The organism is Photobacterium minamisatsumaniensis (assembly GCF_050336695.1).
Taxonomy (GTDB): Bacteria; Pseudomonadota; Gammaproteobacteria; order Enterobacterales; family Vibrionaceae; genus Photobacterium; species Photobacterium minamisatsumaniensis.
This window is the reverse complement of record NZ_JAKJSI010000036.1, coordinates 1-24,833: the sequence shown is the minus strand read 5'-3', so window position 1 is coordinate 24,833 and position 24,833 is coordinate 1. Positions and strand designations below refer to the sequence as shown.

The 24,833-nt window shown below is 45.1% G+C and carries 22 protein-coding genes and 1 tRNA gene; 7 read left to right on the top strand and 16 right to left on the bottom strand.

Annotated elements, in window-relative coordinates:
• Positions 1-2 precede the first annotated feature (2 nt).
• The 5 genes from menE to L4D78_RS19080 are packed head-to-tail and all read right to left on the bottom strand — an operon-like array spanning position 3 to position 6,311.
• A complete protein-coding gene (menE, locus tag L4D78_RS19100) occupies positions 3-1,400 on the bottom strand; it encodes an o-succinylbenzoate--CoA ligase (RefSeq protein WP_428468410.1) in 1,398 nt (465 codons plus the stop codon).
• Positions 1,388-2,362, bottom strand: a complete 975-nt coding sequence (menC, locus tag L4D78_RS19095) for an o-succinylbenzoate synthase (RefSeq protein WP_428468409.1) — start codon at positions 2,360-2,362, stop codon at positions 1,388-1,390. The genes menE and menC overlap by 13 nt, the downstream gene beginning before the upstream one ends.
• A gap of 55 nt (positions 2,363-2,417) precedes the next feature.
• Complete coding sequence (gene menH / locus L4D78_RS19090) at positions 2,418-3,272, bottom strand: 2-succinyl-6-hydroxy-2,4-cyclohexadiene-1-carboxylate synthase (protein WP_428468408.1); 855 nt, start codon at positions 3,270-3,272, stop codon at positions 2,418-2,420.
• The gene (gene menD / locus L4D78_RS19085) at positions 3,256-4,995 is read right to left on the bottom strand and encodes a 2-succinyl-5-enolpyruvyl-6-hydroxy-3-cyclohexene-1-carboxylic-acid synthase (protein ID WP_428468407.1); all 1,740 of its coding nucleotides are present in this window, start codon (positions 4,993-4,995) and stop codon (positions 3,256-3,258) included. The genes menH and menD overlap by 17 nt, the downstream gene beginning before the upstream one ends.
• Positions 4,992-6,311, bottom strand: coding sequence for an isochorismate synthase (locus L4D78_RS19080; protein ID WP_428468406.1), 1,320 nt, complete (start codon positions 6,309-6,311; stop codon positions 4,992-4,994). Before L4D78_RS19080 ends, menD begins: the two co-directional genes overlap by 4 nt.
• Before the next feature lie 616 nt (positions 6,312-6,927).
• On the opposite strand from L4D78_RS19080, the gene L4D78_RS19075 reads away from it, so the two are divergent.
• From L4D78_RS19075 to L4D78_RS19065, 3 genes are all read left to right on the top strand, one after another.
• Positions 6,928-8,142, top strand: coding sequence for a pyridoxal phosphate-dependent aminotransferase (locus L4D78_RS19075; protein WP_428458157.1), 1,215 nt, complete (start codon positions 6,928-6,930; stop codon positions 8,140-8,142).
• 153 nt (positions 8,143-8,295) lie between these two features.
• Complete coding sequence (gene yfbR, locus L4D78_RS19070; RefSeq protein ID WP_428468405.1) at positions 8,296-8,880, top strand: 5'-deoxynucleotidase; 585 nt, start codon at positions 8,296-8,298, stop codon at positions 8,878-8,880.
• Entirely contained in the window at positions 8,880-10,259 is a 1,380-nt protein-coding gene (locus tag L4D78_RS19065) for an anti-phage deoxyguanosine triphosphatase (RefSeq protein ID WP_428468404.1), read from the top strand. Before yfbR ends, L4D78_RS19065 begins: the two co-directional genes overlap by 1 nt.
• A 17-nt stretch (positions 10,260-10,276) precedes the next feature.
• Here L4D78_RS19065 and L4D78_RS19060 read toward each other — a convergent pair whose 3' ends face one another.
• Positions 10,277-10,891, bottom strand: coding sequence for a tRNA-uridine aminocarboxypropyltransferase (locus tag L4D78_RS19060; protein ID WP_428468403.1), 615 nt, complete (start codon positions 10,889-10,891; stop codon positions 10,277-10,279).
• Positions 10,892-10,901: 10 nt separating this feature from the next.
• Between L4D78_RS19060 and rrtA the strand changes: the two genes are divergently transcribed.
• On the top strand, positions 10,902-11,462 hold the full coding sequence (gene rrtA / locus L4D78_RS19055; RefSeq protein ID WP_428468402.1) for a rhombosortase: 561 nt from the start codon (positions 10,902-10,904) through the stop codon (positions 11,460-11,462).
• An 11-nt stretch (positions 11,463-11,473) separates the two neighbouring features.
• Positions 11,474-11,701 carry a hypothetical protein gene (locus tag L4D78_RS19050; RefSeq protein WP_428468401.1) on the top strand — a complete coding sequence of 76 codons (228 nt, stop codon included), beginning with the start codon at positions 11,474-11,476 and terminating at the stop codon, positions 11,699-11,701.
• Between the two features lie 64 nt (positions 11,702-11,765).
• On the opposite strand, the gene L4D78_RS19045 is transcribed toward L4D78_RS19050, so the two are convergent.
• The 7 genes from L4D78_RS19045 to tig form a co-directional block, all read right to left on the bottom strand.
• Entirely contained in the window at positions 11,766-12,050 is a 285-nt protein-coding gene (locus L4D78_RS19045) for a ComEA family DNA-binding protein (RefSeq protein ID WP_428468462.1), read from the bottom strand.
• Between the two features lie 199 nt (positions 12,051-12,249).
• The gene (gene ppiD / locus L4D78_RS19040) at positions 12,250-14,139 is read right to left on the bottom strand and encodes a peptidylprolyl isomerase (RefSeq protein ID WP_428468400.1); all 1,890 of its coding nucleotides are present in this window, start codon (positions 14,137-14,139) and stop codon (positions 12,250-12,252) included.
• 207 nt (positions 14,140-14,346) lie between these two features.
• Positions 14,347-14,619: a nucleoid-associated protein HU-beta gene (gene hupB / locus L4D78_RS19035; RefSeq protein WP_036817228.1), complete on the bottom strand. Its 273-nt coding sequence runs from the start codon at positions 14,617-14,619 to the stop codon at positions 14,347-14,349.
• 216 nt (positions 14,620-14,835) lie between these two features.
• Positions 14,836-17,208: an endopeptidase La gene (lon, locus tag L4D78_RS19030; RefSeq protein WP_428468399.1), complete on the bottom strand. Its 2,373-nt coding sequence runs from the start codon at positions 17,206-17,208 to the stop codon at positions 14,836-14,838.
• A 137-nt stretch (positions 17,209-17,345) separates the two neighbouring features.
• The gene (clpX, locus tag L4D78_RS19025) at positions 17,346-18,626 is read right to left on the bottom strand and encodes an ATP-dependent protease ATP-binding subunit ClpX (RefSeq protein ID WP_428468398.1); all 1,281 of its coding nucleotides are present in this window, start codon (positions 18,624-18,626) and stop codon (positions 17,346-17,348) included.
• A gap of 111 nt (positions 18,627-18,737) precedes the next feature.
• Positions 18,738-19,364 carry an ATP-dependent Clp endopeptidase proteolytic subunit ClpP gene (clpP, locus tag L4D78_RS19020; protein WP_428458149.1) on the bottom strand — a complete coding sequence of 209 codons (627 nt, stop codon included), beginning with the start codon at positions 19,362-19,364 and terminating at the stop codon, positions 18,738-18,740.
• Positions 19,365-19,471: 107 nt separating this feature from the next.
• Positions 19,472-20,779, bottom strand: coding sequence for a trigger factor (tig, locus tag L4D78_RS19015; protein ID WP_428468397.1), 1,308 nt, complete (start codon positions 20,777-20,779; stop codon positions 19,472-19,474).
• Between the two features lie 625 nt (positions 20,780-21,404).
• Here tig and L4D78_RS19010 point away from each other — a divergent pair.
• Positions 21,405-21,569, top strand: a complete 165-nt coding sequence (locus tag L4D78_RS19010) for a hypothetical protein (protein WP_428468396.1) — start codon at positions 21,405-21,407, stop codon at positions 21,567-21,569.
• A gap of 16 nt (positions 21,570-21,585) precedes the next feature.
• On the opposite strand, the gene L4D78_RS19005 is transcribed toward L4D78_RS19010, so the two are convergent.
• A tRNA-Arg gene (locus L4D78_RS19005) sits at positions 21,586-21,662 on the bottom strand.
• Between the two features lie 402 nt (positions 21,663-22,064).
• Between L4D78_RS19005 and folD the strand changes: the two genes are divergently transcribed.
• The gene (folD, locus tag L4D78_RS19000; protein WP_428468395.1) at positions 22,065-22,922 is read left to right on the top strand and encodes a bifunctional methylenetetrahydrofolate dehydrogenase/methenyltetrahydrofolate cyclohydrolase FolD; all 858 of its coding nucleotides are present in this window, start codon (positions 22,065-22,067) and stop codon (positions 22,920-22,922) included.
• Positions 22,923-23,006: 84 nt separating this feature from the next.
• On the opposite strand, the gene galU is transcribed toward folD, so the two are convergent.
• Positions 23,007-23,921 (bottom strand): UTP--glucose-1-phosphate uridylyltransferase GalU, encoded by a 915-nt coding sequence (gene galU, locus L4D78_RS18995; protein ID WP_428468394.1) that lies wholly within the window; start codon positions 23,919-23,921, stop codon positions 23,007-23,009.
• Between the two features lie 17 nt (positions 23,922-23,938).
• A complete protein-coding gene (gene rfaH / locus L4D78_RS18990) occupies positions 23,939-24,436 on the bottom strand; it encodes a transcription/translation regulatory transformer protein RfaH (RefSeq protein ID WP_428468393.1) in 498 nt (165 codons plus the stop codon).
• Positions 24,437-24,833: the final 397 nt, after the last annotated feature.

Sequence of the window (24,833 nt, the reverse complement as noted above, 5' to 3'; positions counted from 1 at the left end):
GATTATTGAGCGGCTAACCACTCGGCTAGCGACTTACGTGAAACCTTAATACCGCCCGCCTGTAGCGATGTCGGCAATGTCAGGTATCGAATAGGTCGACGAAAAGCGGTGACTTGCGTGCGCATGTAATCAGTAAGATTACGATTGAGTTCTTCATCAAGGTCAACGGTTGCTGTGATAATCGCGACAGGCCGCTGGCCAAACTCACTATCATCAACAGGTAAAACAAATGCTTGTTCAACCATCGGATGAGCTGCCAGCACCTTTTCAATCATTTCTGGCTGAATATTCTCACCACCAGAGATAAACATATTATCTGCACGGCCAACAATATGTAGCTCATCATCTTTTAAGTGCGCGAGATCTTTCGTCGCAAACCATTCTTCGTCACTCACTGGGAATACCATTTTATTACGGTAATACCCTAGGCATAATGTCGCCCCTTTCACCAAGATCTCATCATCCCTGAGCATGAGTTCACGGTTCGGCAATATCGCCCCAACCCCTGCGCTTGCATCGGCTGGCTTGACGGTTACTGTTGATGCCATTTCTGTCATCCCATAACCACACCAACAACTAATACCAGCGTCTGCCGCCAATTTCGTTAAACTAACAGGGATAGCTGCGCCACCTAAAAGTACCTGTTTTAATGCAAAACCGCCCGCCGACTCTAACGCCAGCACGCGTTGCAATTGCGTAGGTACAAGGGATGCGTGAGTCACAGTGGCTAACGCCCGATCAAACCCAGCAGCACTACATACGGTTAACTGTGCGCCCCGGTATAACCACCGCCACAAAATTGCCATTCCTGAGATATGAAAGACAGGCAAGGATAAGAGCCAATTATCGCCGCTTTCATATGGCAACCAAGCAAGCAAGCCTTGAGCACTCGCTAAATGGGTTTGAGCCGAATGAACAACCGCTTTCGGAGTACCTGTCGAGCCTGACGTCATCGTTAATGTAGCAGCACGCGAAGGCTGCCAAGTAACAGGTACAACCCGAGGCTTATCTGCGGGCAATAATTGGATTCGCGAATAACCCGAGAAATGGTGTTCGCATTTAGCCGGATACCAAACGAAATCACATTGAAGCTGTTCGAGCTGAGCATCTAACTCAAATTGACTTAAGCGTGGGTTTAAAGCAACAAAACGCGCACCGACTCTCAATGTCGCAAGCATTAACCAAACGACTTGCGGTGAGTTAGGGGCGATAACAGTAATTAACTGATCACGCTTTACCCCCTGCTCCAATAAGCCTTGAGCATAACTGTCAACATTGGCAGCTAGTTCAGCCCAACTAAATTGCTGTTCCTCAAATGACAAAGCGACCTCCGACGGTCGCTCTGCAGCCCAATGTAGCCAAGGCCAAGTTGGGAACGAGGCAGGCGTTAACGCTGCCATACTACCTCAAGATCGCTAAGCGACGTAACAGGCAGTTCACAGCCGGGCCATGGCGTTTCAAGTTGAGCTTGGAAAAGCTGCATGGTATCAAGGCCAGGGATCACTTCAGGTGTTTGCCAAGCCGCAAAACGAGCAAGCTGATTTAAGCCCAAGCTAGACTCCATGCTTGAACTGATCACCGCAACTAAACCTGCATTATGCGCTTGTTTAACCAAGGTAATACAACGCTCAATTGAGCCCACCAGCATTGGCTTAATGACAATCGCCACCACACCAGGTTCAGCTTTAACTTCAAAACCTTCATCACGTACGGTTTCATCCCACGCGATATTGATCCCCGTATCTTGAGCAAACGCCAAGCTTTCAGCAGGTGTTTGACACGGCTCTTCCAGAAAAGCAATACCCGCTCGGTTTTGCGGCTGTACGTACTTAGCAAACTGTTGGGCTTTTACTGGCGTCCACTTTCGGTTTGCATCTAAACGCAAGCGGATGTCTGGAATGGCTTCGATGAACATGTTCGCGACCATACCATCACGTACGGCTTCATACATGCCGACTTTGATCTTGGCAATTTTGTCGCCTGGCATCTTACTAAGCTCAACCACGAGATCATCAGGATCACCAGAACACAGTGGCGCAACTTGGTAGTTACCTTGTACAGGTAATTCATCCGCTAGTTCCAGCATTGCCATACTTAACCCGCAGGCAACAGAAGGGTAAGCAAGTGACAAATCAATCGGTTCGCCCGCTTGCCACTTGGCTAATAATGCTTGAGCTTGCTCACCCGCCTGCTCAGCTGTTTCTTCGCTAAATTCTGGTAGTGGAGCAATTTCACCGTAGCCAGTCAGGCCATCTTCTGTTAGCTCAATGACCCACCCTTCGCGGGTTACTAAACGCTGAGAGCGCAAGATAACGCCTGAGTCCATTGGAAGTTGGTATTGGAAGAGTTTTGCGCTACGCATAATAAAATTCCATCTGCAGGCTCTTTCCTAGGTATGTTCCAAAAAAGAGTGTGCTTTAATAAATGTATTCTGAGTCAATCAGATTCTGTAATAAATACTGTTTCGTCGCCATGAAGAACCCATACGGTTGCTCAGCATGTACGTTATGCCCCGCTTCAGGAATAACGGAGTAATCTAATCCTGATTGTTCAGCAAGGCATTTGAATTTCTCGTCTTTTGCTCCGCACACATAATGAATAGGCACTATCAAATCAGCAAGTTGTGCCTGTAACATCGGTTGGTGTGCCAGTGATGTAGCCTGTAACATATGTGCTATAGCACCGCTAAGATTATCACTGCGCTTTTGTATCAAACTTTGTCTTTGGTCATGATTTAACGATGAAAATACCGGTTGTTGATACCAATCAGCTAAAACATCACCAATCGGCTCGCTTGCAAAACGATTAGCCCACGCTTTATCATTTTCCCAACGCTTCTCACGTTCACTTTCAGGTAAACCAAAGTTTCCCCCTTCAAGCACTAAGCCACGTAATATTGGCTGTGGCGTTGAGGCAGGTGAAGGCTGAACTGCGTGTTGTTGGCAGGCATAGTACATCGCGAGCCTTGCCCCAAGCGAATACCCCACCAGCACATAATCTGTAATACCACGGTGCACTAAGGTTTGCTGCAGCCACAAGCTAACGTCGTCAAAACTCTTAGCATTGAGTAACTGGCTATAACCATGACTTGGTAAGTCGATGGTTAAACAAGGAAAGTCGGGGGATAACAAGTTAATAACGTCGCACCAATCTCGTCCGGTTCCGAGTAACCCATGCAGGAAAACCAGCGTTGGCCGTTCATTCGAACAAGATTTACGATGAGATTGTTTAAGCGAGGCGCGAAAGCCAAACGTTTCAGAGTAAAGAAGCATGTTGTACCTCGGCAAATAATGCCTTCAGTAATCGGCCACTCTCACCCGCAGGCGTTTGTATTTCAATGAGAGTCGCCCCCATTGTTGTCAATCCTTCACGGCACACCAGCTCGGCCTCTGCCAACGTCGTAGGGGAATGGTAGTCTAAACCAAACATCGCAGCGGCATGACTAAACTCAAGGCCATGAGGCATACGATAGAGGCTTTCTTTCTGCGCTTCAGGGACTGGCAATAAGTCAAAAATTGCGCCGCCATCGTTATTTGTCACGATGATCACGACAGGCTGTGTCGCTTGTCGTAATAAAGCCAGCGAATTCAAATCATAAAGTAATGATGTATCCCCTAACACACAAAATAAGGGAGCATTTCGTCCAACTTGCACACCTAATGCCGTCGCAATTAGCCCATCGATCCCCGAAGCGCCCCGGTTGGCAAATGTTGCAGATTGAGGGACTTTGCCGCACATATCCAGCAGGCGAACAATCAAGCTGTTACCTAAAAACAGTTCAGTGCTCTCAGGAAGCCAATCCATCATATAGGCGGCTAGACTCATCTCATTCAGCACAGAGTGTGACTGTTTAAGCTGATTTAAATAGTACGATGATACCGCTTTTAGGTTATCTGCCCAGCCATGATGTACTGTACTTTCCGGCACACCACCAGATTGAGATTCAAGCACAACCGATAAACATTGAGCGTAGTCATTGATAGGCGCTTGGATCTGCCTACTGCAGCTTTGGCTAGGGTCAAGCGGTGTTGATTGTGGATCGACCAGCCAATAATGCTGCCATGTATGGTTGGCAATGAACAGAGCTAGTCGCTTCGATACTAAACGGCCACCAAACTGCAGTAATACTTCTGCTTGCTCTAATTGTTCACGACAGGCCGCATTTTGGAGCCAGACATCATAACCTGCCCACTCACTACTTCCACCCGCTTGCGGATCAACAAAAACAGGCCAACCCAATCGCTTCGCCAATACCTGAACATCAATAAGCTCAGCAGGTGCAAGACGACCAACAACAATCACACCTTTCGCGTTAAAAAATGAACGGCATTGAGCTTCATTCACCTGCAGCGCTTGTGTTCTTGCATCCTGATATTCGGTATAAACCTGAGCGCTATTCTGCCAGCGTGATACTGGTGTTAAATACGATGAAAAATCGACTTCATCCCCATAAAGCGGTTCCGGGTAACGGCAATTAAAGTGCACCGATCCACCACGCGTATGCTGCTGGTACATCGCCGCATCAATACTGGCCAACAACCAGCTTGGTGATATTTCCGTTGTTGGAGAAGGGATATCGAGAAACTCTGTCACATGGGTAGAGAAAATTCCATGCTGACGAATGGCTTGATTGGCACCACATTGAATAAGTTCAAGTGGTCTATCTGATGTCAGTAAAACAAGCTTTTCACCCGTTAAACCGCTTTCTGCCACGGCTGGTAAAAGGTTGGCAACAGCGGTACCTGACGTCACCACAACCGCGACTGGCTCTTGGGTTGATTTCGCCAAGCCTAGCGCTAGAAAGCCCAAGCCTCGCTCATCAAAATGCGTATGAATAGTGAGTTTGTCGTTGTCATCAGCTGCCAGTGTTAGTGGCGTTGAACGAGAACCGGGTGCAATACAAACATGTTTCACACCCAACCGAGCTAATTCCTCAAGCATTAAGCCAGCCCAAAGCTGATTTAACGCGGCACGGTGGTTCTTAGGTAAAGTCATGCAGATTGACGCTCCAATTCTGGCTCATCGTTGCCCAGCAGGCTACACAGCGTTGACGTTTTGCGATCCAGCTCTTTCCATTCACTATCGGCCGTTGAACCCGGCACAATGCCGGCTCCAGCAAATAAATGCAGATCTTCACCCATAATAAGAGCACTACGAATCGCGACACAAAACTCACTGCGGTGATTACTCAAAAAACCTACCGCACCGCTATACCAACCACGAGCAAAAGGTTCATGTTCTGTAATAAAATTCAATGCCGGGTCACGGGGTAAACCTGCAATTGCCGCTGTAGGCTGAAGGTTATCGAGTAAATCGGAGCTGTAAACAGAATCGGTTAACTGTGCACCAATACCACGTTTAAGGTGCTGCACTTTGCGTAACCGCACTAATACTGGGTCTTCGGCAACCGTCATCGACTCACAACAAGGCACTAGACGGTTCACGATATCATCAACAACCAAGCGGTTTTCATAACGGTTCTTGTTGTCATCGAGCAACCATTGCGCCAAGCGATTATCTTCTGTTTCATTAATGCCGCGACCAATCGTTCCTGCTAGCGCTTCAGTATGCAAGTCACGTTCTTGGCGTAAGAATAAGCGCTCTGGGGTCGATCCAACAAAGCAATGCTTTGTATCTAACGCCATCATAAAGTGAAAGCTATTATGGTTGTTACTACGGCTTGCTTTCAATAATTGCGCGGGGGAGACTGGTGTATCAAGCTTTAGCGTCGTTTTACGCGCCAATACCACCTTTTCAAACTCTTTCTGAGAAATCGCGTCCAATGCATTAGCAATCATCTTTGACCAACCAGCAAAATCAGGCAAGTAGGTGCGGCCTATAATCTTACTCTTGATTTCAAGTACTTCAGTCGCATTTGCAGATAACTGTGATAACGACTTTACAACTTTATCGGTATTTTCCGGGGAAGTATTCGCAGCCAGTTGCCAAGCGCCATCAAGGCGGATAATTTCAACCACAGGCAAGAAAAAAAAGGAAGATAAACACCGTTGGTTGCGAACAGAGCGGCCATCAAACGAACGTCCACCCCACACCCTCTGATCATCAGCAAGAATTTTTTCCGCAGCCTTGGGGTCGGTAAATGTTTTGATCTGACCAAGCGCAACTACTTCTTCTCGGCTATCACGAGACTGCCAATAGAATTTGGGAAATAATGGTTGGGATTCCATCCAGTCAATCAAATCAGTGTTGGCAGGAAGATCCAACTTCACTGAGAATCGTTGAGTTTTTTCGCTGGATTGTTGTTGAATTCTTTCAATTAATAACTCAACGGCTTTTTGTAACGCGGTCAAGGTAACCTCACTCAGCTTTCAAGCACCTATTAAGGCTCATCCCTGGCTGATTGTTAACTTGCTAATCAATTAGCATATGTTCTAAACCCAATCACCTCAGGGGGCAAGACTTAAAGCCGCTAGAGGTAATATGAGTATACCTTTATATGGTATTGCCTTGACCCAGATGGGAATAAAGTATCAATCAACCATATAATGAATAGGGCATTCTACCTTAGTTATCGCATTCTGACTAATAAAGTAATCTCTCATCATGAATCTTCATTTCCCCTCATATTTTTTATTATGGGCAGTTTTTATCACTGCAAAGGAGCACTTTCGCTACTGGCTCTGGATTCAAACAGGCTCATGGCCTTAACCGCAACCCTGCTGATACTGAAATTCGGGGAAAAAACGTGTTTAGATTTCAAGCAACAGCCATTTTGCAACATTTTATTCTAGCAATTAAGCCAAACCAACCTAAGTTTTACCCTCCGGCAGTTTATAACACCAATAAACACCTGTCATGACAAGATAAAACACTATTCAATGTAAATATTTTATATTTATTGTTTATTTTTGACTGTTTGATAGTGTAATTTATTGTGATTAAACGAATAAATACAAGGTCGCACGAATGCACAACATCGGGATGTCATCAAAACTCAATAATGTCTGTTACGACATACGGGGTCCCGTCCTTAAACATGCCAAACGCATGGAAGAGGAAGGGCACAAAATCCTTAAGCTAAATATTGGCAACCCTGCCCCATTTGGCTTCGATGCCCCAGATGAAATCTTAGTTGATGTAATTCGTAACTTGCCGACATCACAAGGTTACTGTGATTCAAAAGGTATTTATTCTGCACGTAAGGCAGTTGTTCAGCATTATCAAAAGCGCGGCTTGCTCGATCTCGATGTTGAGGATGTCTACATCGGCAATGGTGTATCAGAACTGATTGTTATGGCAATGCAGGCACTGCTTGATAACAATGATGAAATTTTAGTTCCTTCTCCCGACTATCCGCTTTGGACCGCAGCCGTTTCATTATCCGGGGGAAACCCTGTTCATTATACCTGTGATGAAGAATCTGATTGGTATCCTGATCTTGATGATATCCGCCGTAAAATCACCCCGAATACTCGCGGTATCGTGTTGATCAACCCGAACAATCCAACGGGTGCCGTTTACAGCCGAGACTTTTTGCTTGAAGTCATTGAGATAGCACGCCAACATAAACTGATTATTTTTGCCGATGAAATCTACGACAAGATTTTATATGAAGGCGCACAGCACACGTCGATTGCACCGCTGGCTGAGGATGTTTTCTGTGTAACCTTCAACGGGTTATCAAAATCATACCGTGTTTGTGGTTTTCGTGCAGGCTGGATGGTGCTATCAGGGCCCAAACAAGCAGCAAAAGGCTATATTGAAGGATTGGAGATGCTTTCTTCGATGCGATTATGTGCCAATGTGCCAATGCAACACGCCATTCAAACGGCATTAGGCGGCTATCAAAGTATCAATGAACTGATCTTACCGGGTGGACGTTTATTGGAACAACGTAACAAAGCCTACGACATGATTACGTCTATTCCCGGCGTTTCTTGTGTTAAGCCTAAAGGCGCACTTTATCTATTCCCGAAACTCGATCAGAAAAAATTTAACATTGTTGATGACCAACGCATGGCGCTCGATTTTCTTCAGCAAGAGAAGGTGTTAATCGTACATGGTACTGGCTTTAACTGGAAAAAGCCGGATCACTTCCGGATTGTTACCCTACCTCGTGTCGACGATCTTGAAATGGCCATAGGCCGTCTCGAACGGTTCTTACATAGCTACCGTCAGTAGCCACATCATCAATAGCAACACCGTTACTCTCCTTTTAAGCCCCAGATTATCTGGGGCTTTTTCGTTAAGACATTGCCTTAATAATGCTATTTGCCCCCGCCTAATATCTGTTACCTTTATAGATATACTTAAGTTAACGCAGTGCAGTATGTTATGAAGCAAAGCCATTTTTTTGCCCATTTAGCTCGAATGAAGCTGATCCAACGCTGGCCGCTTATGCGTAGTGTTGAAAGCGAAAACATTTCTGAACATAGCTTGCAGGTCGCATTTGTCGCTCATGCCCTCGCCTTAATAAAGAACAAAAAGTTCAAGGGCAACACTAACCCTGAGCGCATTGCCTTGCTGGGCATGTTTCACGATTGCAGCGAGGTTTTAACTGGGGATATGCCAACCCCCATCAAATACTACAATCCTGCCATTGCTGAAGAATATAAAAAGATTGAGCTGGCTGCCGAGCAAAAATTGTTGTCGATGCTACCTGAAGAGTTTCAAGATGATTACGCGCCTTTACTCGATAGCCACAAGATAAACAAAGAAGACTATGCCATCGTTAAGCAAGCTGACACCTTATGTGCTTACCTCAAATGCTTGGAAGAGCTTAGTGCGGGAAATCACGAGTTTACTACGGCGAAGAAGAACCTTGAAAAAACCCTCAACGCCCGAACAACCCCTGAAATGGAATACTTCCTTGCAACATTTGCCGAAAGCTTCAACCTGACTCTGGACGATATTAGCTAATGAAACCCTTTTCGCTTTCCGATAATTTTAATCAACAATGGGAAGTACGCCGCAGCAATGAACAAAAAGTACGGCGTAATGACCACCGCTCAGCCTACCAACGAGACCGAGCTCGTATTCTGCATTCCGCAGCCTTTCGACGCTTACAAGCCAAAACACAAGTCCACGGTGCTGGCCATCATGATTTTTATCGCACACGGCTAACCCATTCGTTAGAAGCATCCCAGATTGGTACCGGCATTGTCGCCCAGCTCAAAATCAAACAGCCAGAGTTTCGGGATTTGCTGGCATCAACCAGCTTAATGGAAAGCATATGCCTTGCGCATGATATCGGCCATCCACCTTTCGGGCATGGCGGTGAAGTCGCCTTAAACTATATGATGCGTCACCACGGTGGTTTTGAGGGCAATGCCCAAACCTTCCGCATTGTCACTGTCTTAGAGCCCTATACAGAACATTTCGGTATGAACCTTTCACGCCGTACTTTATTAGGACTACTCAAATACCCAGCCTTTATTAGTACCACTCGCGCGTTAGAACTACCTGCAGATGTCCATCAATTCCGGCATTTGAAAGCCAAAGATTGGCATCCAGCCAAAGGTATTTATGATGATGATAAGGATAATTTCAATTGGGTTATTGCCTCACTGTCCAAACACGACCGTGAGCAGTTCAGCCAGATGCGCCAAACTCGCCATTCACCAACCGAACATTTAAAAACCCGGTTTAAATCACTCGATTGCTCGATAATGGAATTGGCAGATGACATTGCTTATGGTGTTCATGATTTGGAAGATGCCATTGTCATGGGAATTGTCACACGCGAACAATGGCAAGAAGCTGTCGCCAGTAAGCTCGCTGATTGCGGTGAACCTTGGCTAGAAGAACGTATTGGCGAGCTCAGTGACCAACTATTTGCAGATCACCACCAACGTAAAGATGCCATCGGCGCGATGGTCAATGCACTATTAACCTCCATTCACATTGCACCTGCGATTCAAAATGGCCTCGATAGTTTTGAAGAGCCTCTTTTACAGTGGAACGCTTTTTTAACAGAGCCAATGGAATGGGTGCTGGATGTGTTGAAACAGTTTGTCAGTCAGTACGTAGTACATAAACCTGAGATCCAGCTACTGGAATACAAAGGCCAGCAACTGGTGATGGAGCTGTTTGAGGCGTTTTCTTCTGATCCGGAGCGCCTCCTGCCCGAGAGCACACGAGAACGCTGGCGTCATGCGGAAGACAACGGTGAGAATGCACATAGGATCATCGCTGATTATATCTCAGGCATGACCGACGGCTTTGCTCAACGCCTATATAGTACATTATTCCAACCAACATCGGTTATTGGGGTTGGCAGTGAAGGCCATGGTTTCTAAGCTTTGGCTCATAACAGCTAAGAGCGGTAGTTTTTCTCAAAGACACCAGCAGGCATCTGTTGAATTTGGAATTCAATCATATGCTCAAAAGTCGTTAGAAGTGGGGTGAAATCAACGTCACGCCCCTCAAGAGCACTGAGTGCAAGGTAACCGGCCTCAACGGTCGACACACCTTGCGCTTTAGGGGATTTACGAATTCGGTAATTCCCATTATCAGCATTCTCTAAGTTCACGGTTGGCAGACGCTGCAAATTCTCCGAGAGCTGCCATATTTTATAGGCTTTTTTCCAAGTACCATCTAACAAGATCAACGTGCGCTTTTTTGGTGTAGCGCCGCTATCGGCCTCCAGTGAGCCAATTGAAATTGCTCGCTCTCCAGGATAAACAAGCCATGTTTCACGATCAGGATCGGCCAGCAATCGATTAATCTCATCGTGCTGTGAAAAGTTTTCGCCAACCCACAACCGAGCATTGGGTAATGAAAGTGTCAGTATACGCGCAGTGCCGATTGCACGTTTAACCTCTGAAGGGTGTTGTAATATCCACAGTTCAGTTTTAGCATCAATAACTTGAATCCAGTGACATATACATGCTTTTTGGGCTTTGCCACATTTTTCACAATATCGACTCATCGAGGTTGCCTTGTCTATTCGTTACTTTATTGTTTTCGCCACTGCCCTCATGGCGCTGTGCCAACTGTCATCACTACAACATACACTTGCGTGGGATCGCGACGCTATTTTAGCGGGTGAGGTATGGCGTCTAGTAACAGGTAATATTACCCATACCAACTGGCCTCACATGATAATGAACAGCCTTGCTTTGGCAACCATTACCTTTATTTTTCGACGCTACCTCAATACTCGCCTATTATCTGGACTTATTGTATTTTTAGCCGCGACCATTGGATCAACCTTAATGCTATCACCAATGCATTGGTATGCTGGGCTCTCAGGGGTATTACACGGCATATTCACGTGGGGGGCGATTAAAGATATTCAGGCTAAAGATAAACTCGGCTGGGTGCTCTTGGTGGGGGTTACAGCCAAAGTCATAGGGGAACAGTTTACTGGCGGATCTTCGAGCTCGGCAGAATTGATTGGTGCTCGGGTCGCCGTAGAGGCTCACCTGATAGGTGCCGTCGCTGGTTTTTGCTTTGCCATCACTCCCAAAATCAAAAATCACATTGCCAATCGCCATTAGGTGCATTTATAATGCAACTTATACGCATTAACATTTCGGTCTTCATTATGATGGCAGCAGAAACGCTTTATCGAATTAACGTGGCATTACCAACAGGGATTGTTCGAGTTGGGTTTCGTGGGCAATACAAATTCACTCTAACTAAAGCACAAGCCATTGCTGATGACTACAAACAATATGGCTATAAAATTCATTTTACGCCGGCGAGGGAGCCTTTTTCTTTACAGCGCTCATTGTGAGCTGTGGGTTTTAACTAAAGACAGGAGAACTACAGACCTCTCTCCTCTCTGATTTAAGCCGCCTCTATTGCAGCTTTATCCGTTCACGGTTTTTCTCTACTGTTGAGCCTCCTATCCCTTTCACTTTCGCCAAATCTTCAGCAGAAGAAAATAAGCCATACTCGTTACGATACTCGATGATCTTTAATGCCTTGTCAGGGCCAACCCCGATTAAGAGTTTATCGAGCTCTTCCGCATTGGCGGTATTGATGTTTACCGTGATCTCAATACCTTCATAATCGTTTGCTATCGCAGGTGTAATTCCCATGACAGCCGCCAATAAAACGGCAGCAATACCCATTCCTTTCATGACACTTTTCATCTGTTACTCCTAAGCCTATTCCGTTCCCGAACAGATTCACTAGCGAGCATTTAACTCGTCATGAATCACATCACCGGGCACTAACATGCTTCTAGCAATAAAAAATGTAAATGCACAAACGCTTATAGCCACCAAAAAAACGACGGGCCGCACAATGGCGGCCCGTCGACTTACGTATTAATTACAATTAGTTTGCAGCTGTATCTACCGCTTGGTAGCTAACTTCAGCAGTGTTACGCAACTCATCAAGTGTTGCCATCACATCCTGCTGAGCATTCATCTGCTCTAACTGAGTCGCAAGTTGGCTGTCTGTCGCAACAGGTGCGACTTCGGCTTCAATCACATTATCAAGTGCGATAATTAGCATGTTGCCAGAAGCATCACGCGTCACACCAAATACAGATTGGCCTTCAGCAGGCTTCGCCAAGCCGAAAGCAACTTGTGCAACCATACGATCTGCGCCAGCGCGTGAGATGGTTTCTACGTCAGAAAACGCTAAGCCTTCAGTTTCTAAGATCTCAGCATTGCCATCACGCAACGAGGTAAGGATTTCGTCAGCTTTCGCTTGAGCTTGCTCTTCACCTTTTTGCTGTGCCAGCTGATCTTTAACAAGAGCAGATACTTCATCAAATGGCAGTATCATTTCGTCACGAGAATCATCAACACGAACAACGATAACATGCTCAGGTGCAATTTCGATCACATCTGAGTTCAAACCGTCTTCACGTACTTCTGCACTAAATAGCGCTTGAAGTACTGCTGGTGTTGCCAGCAACTCTGGCGCATCAGACTGTGAGAAGAAATCCGTTGTTTGAACGGTACCATTAATCGCTTCAGCAGCGTCATCTAACGAGTCTGGCATTTCAAACGCCGTTTCCGCTAGTTGGTTTTGCAGGTCATAGAAAGCTTCCACAGCACGCTGCTCACGCAACTCAGCCGTGATTTCATCTCGTACATCAGCGAAAGGCTTAACTTTAGGCGCTTTAATGTCATCCATCTTAATGATGTGGAAGCCAAAGTCCGATTGTACTACCTCAGAAACATCACCTTTATTCAATGCAAACGCTGCATCTTCAAAGGCCGGATCCATAACACCACGCTCGAACCAACCAAGATTACCGCCATCTTTGCCACTGAAGGTATCATCTGAAGATGTTTGCGCTAGTTCAGCAAAGTCAGCACCTGCTTTTAATTCAGCAAGTAGTGCTTCCGCTTTGGCCTTAGCATCACTGTCCGTACCTTGAACAAGGATGTGGCTTGCCTGACGTTGTTCAGCAGTGCCGTACTTATTCTGATTCTCATCAAAGAACGCTTGTGCATCATCTTCAGTCACGTCTAACGATGTCGTTAGACCTTTACCAGATAATTCAATGTAAGCGGCTTTAACTTGGTCTGGACGCGTATAGCGAAGTGGGTTCTGCTCGTAGAACGCTAATGCTTCTTCGTCAGTAACCTCTGCTTTCTGCGTAAACGAATCAATGTTCAGCGTCAGGGTACGGATTTCACGTTGCTGCTGCTCTAGCTTAGTCAGTGCCGTTAGCTCACTGCTCAGTGCAAAATCACTACCTTGAATCGCAAGTAGGAATTGCTGACGAAGCATGTCAGTACGCATAGACTCTGCAAACTGATCTGGCGTCATCCCTGAACGGCGTAACAACGAGTTGTAAGTATCGTTGTCGAAGCGGCCATCACGCTGGAACTCAGGCATTGATACAATCGCAGTACGGATCTGTTCATCGCTGATACGTAAACCAAGCTCTTGCGCACGCTGCTCGATCAATACGTCATTAACCATACGATCAAGCACGCTACGGCGGAACTGTTGTACGTATGCAGGATCACCCATCAGGCTAGAGAAATAATCGCCCAGCTGAGATTGCATACGGTTACGTTCGTTCTGGTAGGCCATATCGAAGTCACGCTGGCTGATCTCACGACCGTCCACCGTTGCTGCGATTTGTTGACCACCACCAGCAAGGTAGCTACCGACACCTGCGAAAACAAAAGAAAATATAATTAGACCAAGGATAATCTTGACCCAAATGCTGCTTGCGCCTTCGCGCATTCGCTCCATCATAATTTGCCGTATCTCCTACTTATTCGATTTGGCATAGTATTGTGAAGAATGCTTCTCGATCCTAAATAGAAACGGAGCTGAATAATCCACACTGTACAAAGTAAAAAAAGCGCATCAACCCGATGCGCCCTTCATTCCAGCCAAGCTGTCTAGTTAAGACAACTTGAATTTCTGTTTGTTCAAACCAACCAACAGGGCAACCCTTCGTTAGTTTACAGAATCTTTTAACGCTTTACCTGCTTTAAAGCCCGGTACTTTTGCTGCTGCGATTTGGATTTCTTCACCCGTTTGTGGGTTACGGCCCGTACGCGCTGCACGCTCACGTACTGAGAACGTACCAAAACCAACAAGCGCAACTTGATCACCAGACTTCAGGCTATCTGAAACCGCATCAATGAATGCATCAAGAGCACGACCAGCAGACGCTTTTGAGATGTCTGCGTTTTCAGCGATTTTGTCAACTAATTGAGTTTTGTTCACAATCTATTCCCCTCAGTAAACTATTCCGTTTGCAGCCTCTCTGGCAAAATTTTCGCATCACGGATAAAAATGTATCAAGCCTAATTATATCAGTTCAAAGCCCGAAAAATACGAGTAAGCCTTGATATTATTGAGCCACAGCAAATTAGACCTAACTTATAGCTACACAAAAAAACGCTGACAAGGTTTTTAACCTCGAAAGCGTTTTTTCATATCTTAACTTTGCTGCAGGTCACTGTTTTGGGCGTTTACCAACTCAATGCCTGTTGGATTATTCTGCAATGCAACAGTTAGCACTTCATCAATCCAACGCACTGGCCTCACCTCAAGATCGGCAATGACATTGTCTGGAATTTCTTCCAGATCACGCTCATTGTCTTTCGGGATCAGCACCGTTTTAATACCACCACGGTGCGCTGCTAGCAATTTCTCTTTCAAGCCACCAATCGGTAATACTTCACCGCGTAAGGTAATTTCACCCGTCATAGCGACATCACCACGTACAGGATTACCTGTTAAGCTTGAAACAAGCGCTGTGCACATAGCGATACCCGCACTTGGTCCATCTTTGGGTGTTGCACCTTCAGGCACGTGAACGTGAATATCACGTTTTTCGTAAAAATCAGGCGCAATACCCAAACGTTCTGCACGAGTACGTACTACCGTCATCGCCGCTTGGATAGACTCTTGCATTACATCGCCTAGCGAGCCAGTATAAGTCAGCTTACCTTTGCCCGGCATTGACTCGGTTTCAATGGTCAGTAAATCGCCACCGACTTCCGTCCAAGCAAGACCTGTTACCTGGCCAATACGGTTATTCTCTTCCGCTTTGCCGTAGTCGAAGCGCTGAACACCAAGGAACTCTTTAAGGTTGTCTTGGTTAATCACCACTTTCTTGGTCTCAGGGCTTAGCAAGATAGCCTTCACTGCCTTACGACATAGCTTAGAAACTTCACGCTCAAGGCTACGTACACCCGCTTCACGCGTGTAATAACGAATAATGCCAATCAGTGCTGAATCTTCAACTTCCACTTCACTTGGCTTCAAACCGTTGCGTTTGATCTGCTTATCAAGTAAATGATTCTTAGCAATGTTTAGCTTTTCATCTTCGGTATAACCCGATAGACGGATCACTTCCATACGGTCAAGTAGCGGCCCAGGAATGTTCATTGAGTTTGACGTTGCGACGAACATGACATCTGATAAGTCATAGTCAACTTCAAGGTAATGATCGTTAAAGGCGTTATTCTGCTCAGGATCGAGGACTTCAAGCAGGGCTGAAGAAGGATCACCACGCATGTCTGATGACATCTTGTCGATTTCATCAAGTAAGAAAAGCGGGTTTTTCACTTCCACTTTCGCCATTTTCTGGATCAACTTACCCGGCATTGAACCAATGTAAGTACGGCGATGTCCGCGAATTTCAGCTTCATCACGCACGCCACCCAGCGCCATACGGGTATATTTACGCCCGGTTGCCGCTGCAATTGATTGACCCAGTGATGTTTTACCCACCCCAGGAGGCCCTACAAGGCACAAAATTGGGCCTTTAAGCTTATTCACTCGGCTTTGTACCGCGAGGTACTCAAGAATACGTTCTTTAACGCGCTCTAAGCCATAGTGGTCGGCATTCAGCACTTCTTCGGCTTTAGCTAGGTTCTTCTTCACTTTAGAGCGCTTGAACCACGGTACGCTCAGCATCCAGTCGATGTAGCCTCGGACAACAGTTGCTTCCGCTGACATCGGTGACATCATTTTCAGTTTTTGCAGCTCTTGCTCAGTTTTCTCACGGGCTTCGGCTGGCATTTTTGATTCTTCGATTTTGATCTTCAAAGACTCGAATTCATCCGGCGCGTCGTCCAGCTCACCCAATTCTTTTTGGATGGCCTTCATTTGCTCGTTGAGATAGTACTCACGCTGACTTTTTTCCATCTGCTTTTTGACACGGCCACGGATACGTTTTTCTACCTGTAGCAGATCAATTTCAGATTCCATCATCGCCATCAAGAACTCTAAACGTTCTACGACATCAACAATTTCAAGGACTTTTTGTTTGTCAGCCAGCTTAAGTGGCATATGAGCGGCAATGGTATCGGCAAGGCGCGCAGCCTCTTCAATGCCATTTAATGACGTTAATACTTCTGGTGGGATCTTTTTGTTGAGCTTAATAAAGCCTTCAAACTGATTAATGGCAGTGCGAACTAGAACTTCCTGCTCACGCTCGTCCATTTCTTCAGTCAACAAAAACTCAGCATTAGCACTAAAGAATTCATCATCCTTTAAATTGTCAACTTTTGCTCGTTGCTGCCCCTCAACCAATACTTTTACAGTACCATCTGGCAACTTCAGCAATTGCAGGATCGTGGCAACGGTACCTACATCGTATAGGTCTTCAATTGAAGGTTCGTCAGTCGCCGCTTCTTTCTGGGCCACTAACAAAATTTGTTTATTGTCATCCATCGCCGCTTCAAGGCAGCGAATGGACTTATCCCGGCCCACAAACAATGGAATAACCATATGAGGGTATACCACCACATCTCGCAGTGGTAGAACGGGGATCTCAAGGCGTTCCGAACGCTCCAGGTTCATATTTTTCTCTCTTCCGTTCAGTCTCTATATTGAGTATATGGGGTCAAGGCCGCAAGATTCAACGGGATAAGTAACAGAAAATAAAAAAGGAGGCCAAAGCCTCCTTTTTTTTTGCATTATGGGCCGTAATTGTTCAATTACTCAGCGCCAGCAGCTTGGTTTTCTGTATTTTCATAAATCATCAAAGGCTCAGACTCACCCTTAATCACTGATTCATCAATTACAACCTTGCTTACCCCTTCCGCAGAAGGCAATTCATACATGGTATCAAGTAGTACAGCTTCAACAATTGAACGTAGACCACGAGCGCCTGTTTTACGCTCCATAGCCTTGCGTGCAATCGCCACAAGTGCATCGTCGCGGAACTCAAGCTCAACATTTTCAAGCTCAAGTAAGGCTGCATACTGCTTGGTCAGTGCGTTCTTCGGCTCACGAAGGATCTGCACCAACGCATCTTCGTCCAGCTCGCTCAAGATAGCAGTAACAGGCAGACGACCAATGAATTCCGGAATAAGACCGTATTTCACTAAATCTTCTGGCTCAACCTGCTCGAACAAGTCACTCAACGTACGTGAGTCATCTTTAGAGCGAACATCAGCACCAAAACCAATACCCGTACCCGTTGCAACACGCTGATCGACAACTTTGTCTAGACCAGCAAATGCGCCACCACAAATAAATAGAATCTTTGAGGTATCAACCTGCAAAAACTCTTGTTGTGGGTGCTTACGACCACCTTGCGGTGGTACGGATGCAACCGTACCTTCGATCAGTTTCAACAATGCTTGCTGAACACCTTCACCAGATACGTCACGGGTGATCGATGGATTGTCTGACTTACGTGAAATTTTATCAATTTCATCGATGTAAACAATACCACGCTCTGCTTTTGCAACGTCATAGTCACATTTTTGCAGTAGCTTCTGGATAATATTCTCAACGTCTTCACCAACATAACCAGCTTCGGTTAATGTCGTGGCATCAGCCATGGTGAATGGTACATCAAGCATACGTGCTAAAGTTTCAGCCAGCAGCGTTTTACCGCTACCAGTTGGACCAATCAGTAGGATATTACTCTTACCTAGCTCAACACCGTCGCTATTGGTATCGCCATTACGTAGACGCTTGTAGTGGTTGTATACCGCTACTGCCAGTACCTTTTTGGCATGGTTTTGACCAATAACATATTCATCCAGGTTTTCACGAATTTCCTGTGGTGTCGGAAGTTCACTGCCATCTCGCTTAGGCATCACTTCTTTGATTTCTTCGCGGATAATGTCGTTGCATAAATCAACACACTCATCGCAAATATACACAGAAGGGCCTGCAATTAGCTTGCGAACTTCATGCTGACTTTTCCCGCAGAAAGAGCAGTACAGCAGTTTTCCACTACCACTCTCTTTTCGCTTATCTGTCATTCGCTAACCTCTTTTCGGGTTTTACCCCATCATTGCCTTGTTTTGAGTGTATAACAATTCAGGTTATTTTGCTCCGTACAACAGCATAGCCATCGTACTGAGTCAAAAAACTTACAGCTCTCGCTGACTCAAAACAGCATCGACCAAGCCGTATTCTACTGCTTGTTCTGCCGACATAAAGTTATCACGATCTGTATCACGCTCTACCACTTCCAATGGTTGACCAGTGTGCTCTGCAAGCATACCGTTCAGGCGCTGTTTGATCGTTAGAATTTCTTGCGCATGGATCTGAATATCAGATGCCTGTCCTTGGAAACCACCTAACGGCTGATGAATCATCACCCGTGAGCTCGGTAGACAATAACGCTTACCTTTAGCACCACCAGCAAGCAGGAAGGCACCCATAGAACAGGCTTGTCCCATACATACTGTGCTCACATTTGGCTTGATGAACTGCATGGTGTCATAAATAGACATGCCTGCTGTTACGGAACCGCCTGGTGAGTTGATATATAGGAAAATGTCCTTATCAGGGTTTTCTGATTCTAAGAACAGAAGCTGTGCAACGACTAGGTTGGCCATATGATCTTCAACTTGACCAGTCAAGAAGATCACACGCTCTTTTAATAGTCGGGAATAGATGTCGTAGGAACGTTCACCACGAGAAGTCTGCTCGACCACCATAGGAACCAGCGCATCTAAAATCGGCGACATGGCGTTTTTTTCTTGGTAGCTCATAACGTTATTTCCCTAAAATAAATGGCCCGAATGAAATTACTCTCACACGGACCATTGTTAGCAGAAGATTCGAACTAAAGTCAAATCTCTACAGCAATTTCAGCAAATTAAGCGGCAGGCTGCTGCTGGTTCATTAGCTCGTTGAAGCTAACTTCTTTGTCAGAAACCTGAGCTTTAGCAAGTAGCGCATCGATAGCTTGCTCTTCTAGAGCAACGTTGCGCATGTTGTTCATCATTTGCTCGTTCTTCTCGTAGTATGCAACTACTTCTGTTGGATCTTCGTATGCAGAAGCCATTTCAGCGATGATTGCTTTAACGCGTTCTTCATCAGCTTTTAGCTCTTCAGACTTGATCACTTCGCCAAGAAGAAGACCAACAACTACGCGACGCTTAGCTTGTTCTTCGAATAGCTCACGTGGTAGTTCAGGTGCATTTTCAGCATCGCCGCCGAAGCGTTGAGTTGCCTGCTGACGTAGAACATTGATTTCTTGATCGATAAGCGCAGCAGGAACGTTGATGTCGTTCTGCTCGATTAGGCCGTTAAGAACCTGATCTTTAATGCGACCTTTAACCGCTTGCTTAAGCTCACGCTCCATGTTCTTACGAACTTCAGCTTTTAGACCGTCAATAGAACCGTCTTCAACACCGAACTTAGAAACGAATTCTTCAGTTAGCTCAGGTAGCTCTTGTGCTTCAACTTTATGCAGTTTGATAGCGAAAGAAGCAGCTTTACCTTTTAGGTTCTCAGCGTGGTAATCTTCAGGGAAAGTCACTTCTAGAGTGAACTCATCACCTGCTTTTTTACCAACGATGCCGTCTTCAAAACCAGGAATCATACGGTTTTGGCCCATTGCTAGAGCGAAACCTTCAGCTTTACCGCCTTCGAATTCTTCACCGTCTACAGAACCAGTAAAGTCGATAGTTACACGGCTATCAGCAGCTGCTTCTGAATCAACGTCAGACCAAGTAGCTTGCTGCTTACGTAGCGTATCTAGCATGCCATCTACGTCTTCGTCTTTAACTTCAACTGCAGGCTTTTCTACAGCGATTTTGTCTAGACCCGCTAACGCGATTTCTGGGAAGATTTCGAAAGATGCTTTAAATACTAGATCTTTACCTTCAGCGAGTTCAACTGGAGTGAACGTTGGTGCGCCTGCTGGGTTGATCTTTTCTTTAACGATTGCTTCGATGTAGTGACGCTGCATCACTTCACCTAGGATGTCTTGGCGAACAGATGCGCCAAACATACGAGCAACCATTTTCATTGGTGCTTTACCAGGACGGAAACCATCAAAACGACGATTTTTAGCAATTTTCTTCAGTTCAGCAGCAACTGCATCTTCGATGTTAGCAGCAGGAACTGTGATAGTTAGATGGCGTTCTAGACCTTCAGTGGTTTCAACGGTAACTTGCATTTTATTTAACCTCAAAACTTACTCAGTGTTCTCTGAGTGATGTTGCCGATCAGCAATACTGACGGTGGCATCCTTTCGTGTTATGGCTGACAACCACGCCAACACCATAACGCCTTAATTCTGATAATTTCTGTTTCTGCTGACGGTACAGTCACTGAAGCAGAAATTAAAAAACGCGGTATTATAGCGATCCATGACCCTGCCGTCGAGACAGAGTGGCCGCACCGCAATCAAACCTTTCACACAAGATAGGGGCAAAAAATCCATTTACAAGGGTAAAACCCAAAAAAGCCCTTCACTTTTGCTGTTTTTTGACAATAGCCTCTTTTATTTCCAGAAACTCTGTCCCCATTGGTGCTTTTTAATCCAGTGAATCAATCACCCTCAGGGCTATTTACCACAACCAAATATCGCTTCTAGCAGGTTCATTGAACACCTTGCTGTCTAAATAATCATCAACATTTCGATTATTTCCGATACAAGATCTAAAAAGGAAAGAAAGAATACATACTCAGGATCAAAATTATTCCAAAACATTCTAAATGAGCAACACGGTGCACATAAGAAAAATGGGCATAACGTATTATTTATCTCAGGATCCCTCATAAAATAAAAGGATATAGCGATGAAAAGGAATAAAGCCAAGGTTATTGCATCATGGCAACCCACAAACGAGCGTGAATTATTAGCATTAAAAGAGCTACTTGTTCAGGAAATAGCAGGAAAAGTGAAACAACACCCAGGTGGAACTGGTGAACTAGGTAATAACACAGGGAGAATGGTACGGTAATTTAAAACGAGGGAAATGGCACGCCCTGCAGGATTCGAACCTGCGACCACATCCTTAGAAGGGACGTGCTCTATCCAGCTGAGCTAAGGGCGCATCATTGTAGCGCTAGGCTACGGGACGGGATTATACGTCGCTGATTATTAACGTCAATGCTTTTCCCTCTATTTTTCGTACGTTTGCAACCAAGCGTTCAAACAAAAGACAAACCGCTGATAAATGGAACGACCACGCTCTACATCATAAAAGTTCCACTGTGCTTGTTAAGAGATCTTCATTTCGCTTCCCTACAAACAACAAAAGATTAAACAACACGCATCCACAAACAAAGATTTAACGAAAACACCGAGGCAAACGTTTGCGCTGTAGATCTTGTTCACATTTTTTGCGACAATAACTGCGTTTTAATAAACCAGATACTGAGTCATCTTTAACAAGATACACAAAGCATAAACAGCACGCTGGTTATTGCTCACCCATTCAACCCAAAGGATAAACATGGCCGCTCAAATTATTGATGGAAAACTTATCTCTCAAACAGTTCGTCAAGAAGTTAAGGCACGCGTTAAGGCACGCGTTGAAGCAGGCTTACGTGCTCCGGGGTTAGCCGTAGTATTAGTTGGTCAAGATCCAGCATCACAAATCTATGTTGGCAGTAAACGAAAAGCATGTGATGAAGTCGGGTTTGTTTCTAAATCATTCGATCTTCCAGCATCGGCAACAGAAACAGAACTGCTCGCTTTGATCGAAGAGCTCAATCAAGACCAGAACATTGATGGTATTTTGGTTCAGCTGCCATTACCTGCCGGTATAGACAGTACCAAGGTGCTTGAGCATATCAGTCCAGAGAAAGACGTCGATGGCTTCCACCCTTACAATGTCGGCCGTTTATGCCAACGTATTCCCAAACTACGATCTTGTACACCAAAAGGGATTATCACGTTACTTGAGCGATACAATATAGAAGTACGTGGTAAGCATGCGGTCGTTGTAGGTGCGTCGAATATTGTTGGCAGACCAATGACATTAGAGTTATTGCTCGCGGGTGCAACCACAACGACCTGTCACCGCTTTACTAAAGATCTTGAAAGCCATGTACGCCAAGCTGACATTTTGGTTGTTGCTGTCGGTAAACCTAATTTTATTCCAGGCCACTGGGTTAAGAAAGGGGCAACTATCATTGATGTGGGTATTAACCGCTTAGATAATGGCAAGTTAGCGGGTGATGTTGAATATGATGTTGCAAGAGAAAATGCGCGTCACATAACTCCGGTTCCTGGTGGCGTTGGCCCAATGACAGTAGCAACATTGATTGAAAATACACTGCATGCCTGTGAGCAATACCATTCAGAGTAACTAGACGCGCGAAGTAACCTTACAGGTAATAAAAAGCGAGAGACTTGTCTCTCGCTTTTGCTTTCTAACGCCAAGTAATGCGGCTTAACGACGAGTGTTATTTACCATCTCTTTCAAGAAAGCAGTAAATTCCTCACCTAAGCTTTCATGGCGCATGCCGTATTCAACGAATGCCTGCATATACCCTAACTTGCTCCCGCAGTCATGGCTTTTACCTGACATATGGAAAGCATTGACCTGCTGTGATTCCATCAACATATCAATCGCATCGGTTAACTGGATTTCATCGCCAGCACCAACAGGTGTACGGGCAAGTAGGCCCCAAATCTCAGCTGGTAAAATATATCGACCGACAATCGCCAAGTTTGACGGTGCATCGTCTAAATCGGGCTTCTCAACCACTTTACTCATTGCCGTAGTTTCACCCGCATTCAGTTCAACACCTGCAATATCAGCCACACCATAGTTTGATACTTCAGACATAGGTACAGGCTCGACCATCACCTGACTAATGTTCGTATCATTAAATGATGCAACCATCGCGGCCATGTTTTCTTTGCGTAAATCACTGGCAACGTCATCGAGGATCACGTCAGGTAATACAACCGCAAAAGGTTCATCACCAATCAAAGGGTGAGCACACAGCACAGCATGCCCTAGCCCCTTGGCTTGACCTTGACGTACATGCATGATGGTCACGTCTTTAGGGCAAATTTTTTGTACTTCATCGAGCAGTTGACGCTTAACACGTTTTTCAAGTGTCGCTTCAAGCTCAAAAGAGGTATCAAAGTGGTTTTCAATCGAGTTCTTTGATGAATGGGTCACCAGAACGATTTCTTTGATCCCCGCAGCAACACACTCATTGACCACATATTGAATAAGAGGCTTATCGACGATAGGTAGCATCTCTTTCGGGATAGCTTTTGTCGCAGGTAACATTCGAGTACCAAGGCCTGCAACAGGGATCACGGCCTTGCGGACTGGGGAAGCTTTTGACATGTAATATTCCATTTCAATTATTTTTTAACAATATCTTCATTCTGAACGCTCACTTTAACCCGCTTACCCAGCAAGTTTATCAACATGAATGAACGTTTTTCACCATCAGGCTCTTGGTATATTGCATCAATACCTTTAAATTGCCCCTGGCTTAACTTCAAGCTTTCACCAGGACGAGGTAGACTGGAAAGCTTAGCTTGGTGCTCTTCAGAGTCTTCATTAACCATTAGCCCATAAATTAAATCTGGCAGTACCGTCTGCGGTTTCGCTCCCTGGCGAATAAAGTCTGCCACTCCACGGGTAGAACGCACCGTGGTGTAACTTATATCTTCGGGATCAAAATAAACAAACATATAGCTAGGGAAAAGTGGTTCATAGGTTTCGACTCGCTTTCCTCGCACAATTTTTTGCACAGTAACCTGAGGGTAATAGCACTCAACACCTTGACGATCAAGGTTAATTACTGCTCGCTCTTGTTCACTTCGTTTACAATACAAGAGATACCAATCTTTCATAAATAACTTTGCCTATTACCTATTTCCGCCTAAGTCCATTATACCCAACTAACGTAAAGATGCATGCTCCTGCTCTATAAAGGACTATAAGCCCTTCAACACCTTCCTATCCCACCCAGAGCCAATTGTAACAATAATGAACATAGACCTATGACGACATATTAATTCAAACAAAAACCAAAAAACAACATATACAACCATCCAGATGGTAATTAGTGGTATGTAAAACTGAAAAACCATCATGTTAATAAGATTCCAAATTTGACCACTAATAACACAAACACTTTAAAATCAAAGAGTTAAATTGTTTTTTCTTTGTTTACATTTTGTAATAATTTGCAGTTTTATAATTTGTCCTTTATAAAAGTCACAGCATTAGCAAACACAATACTAACTA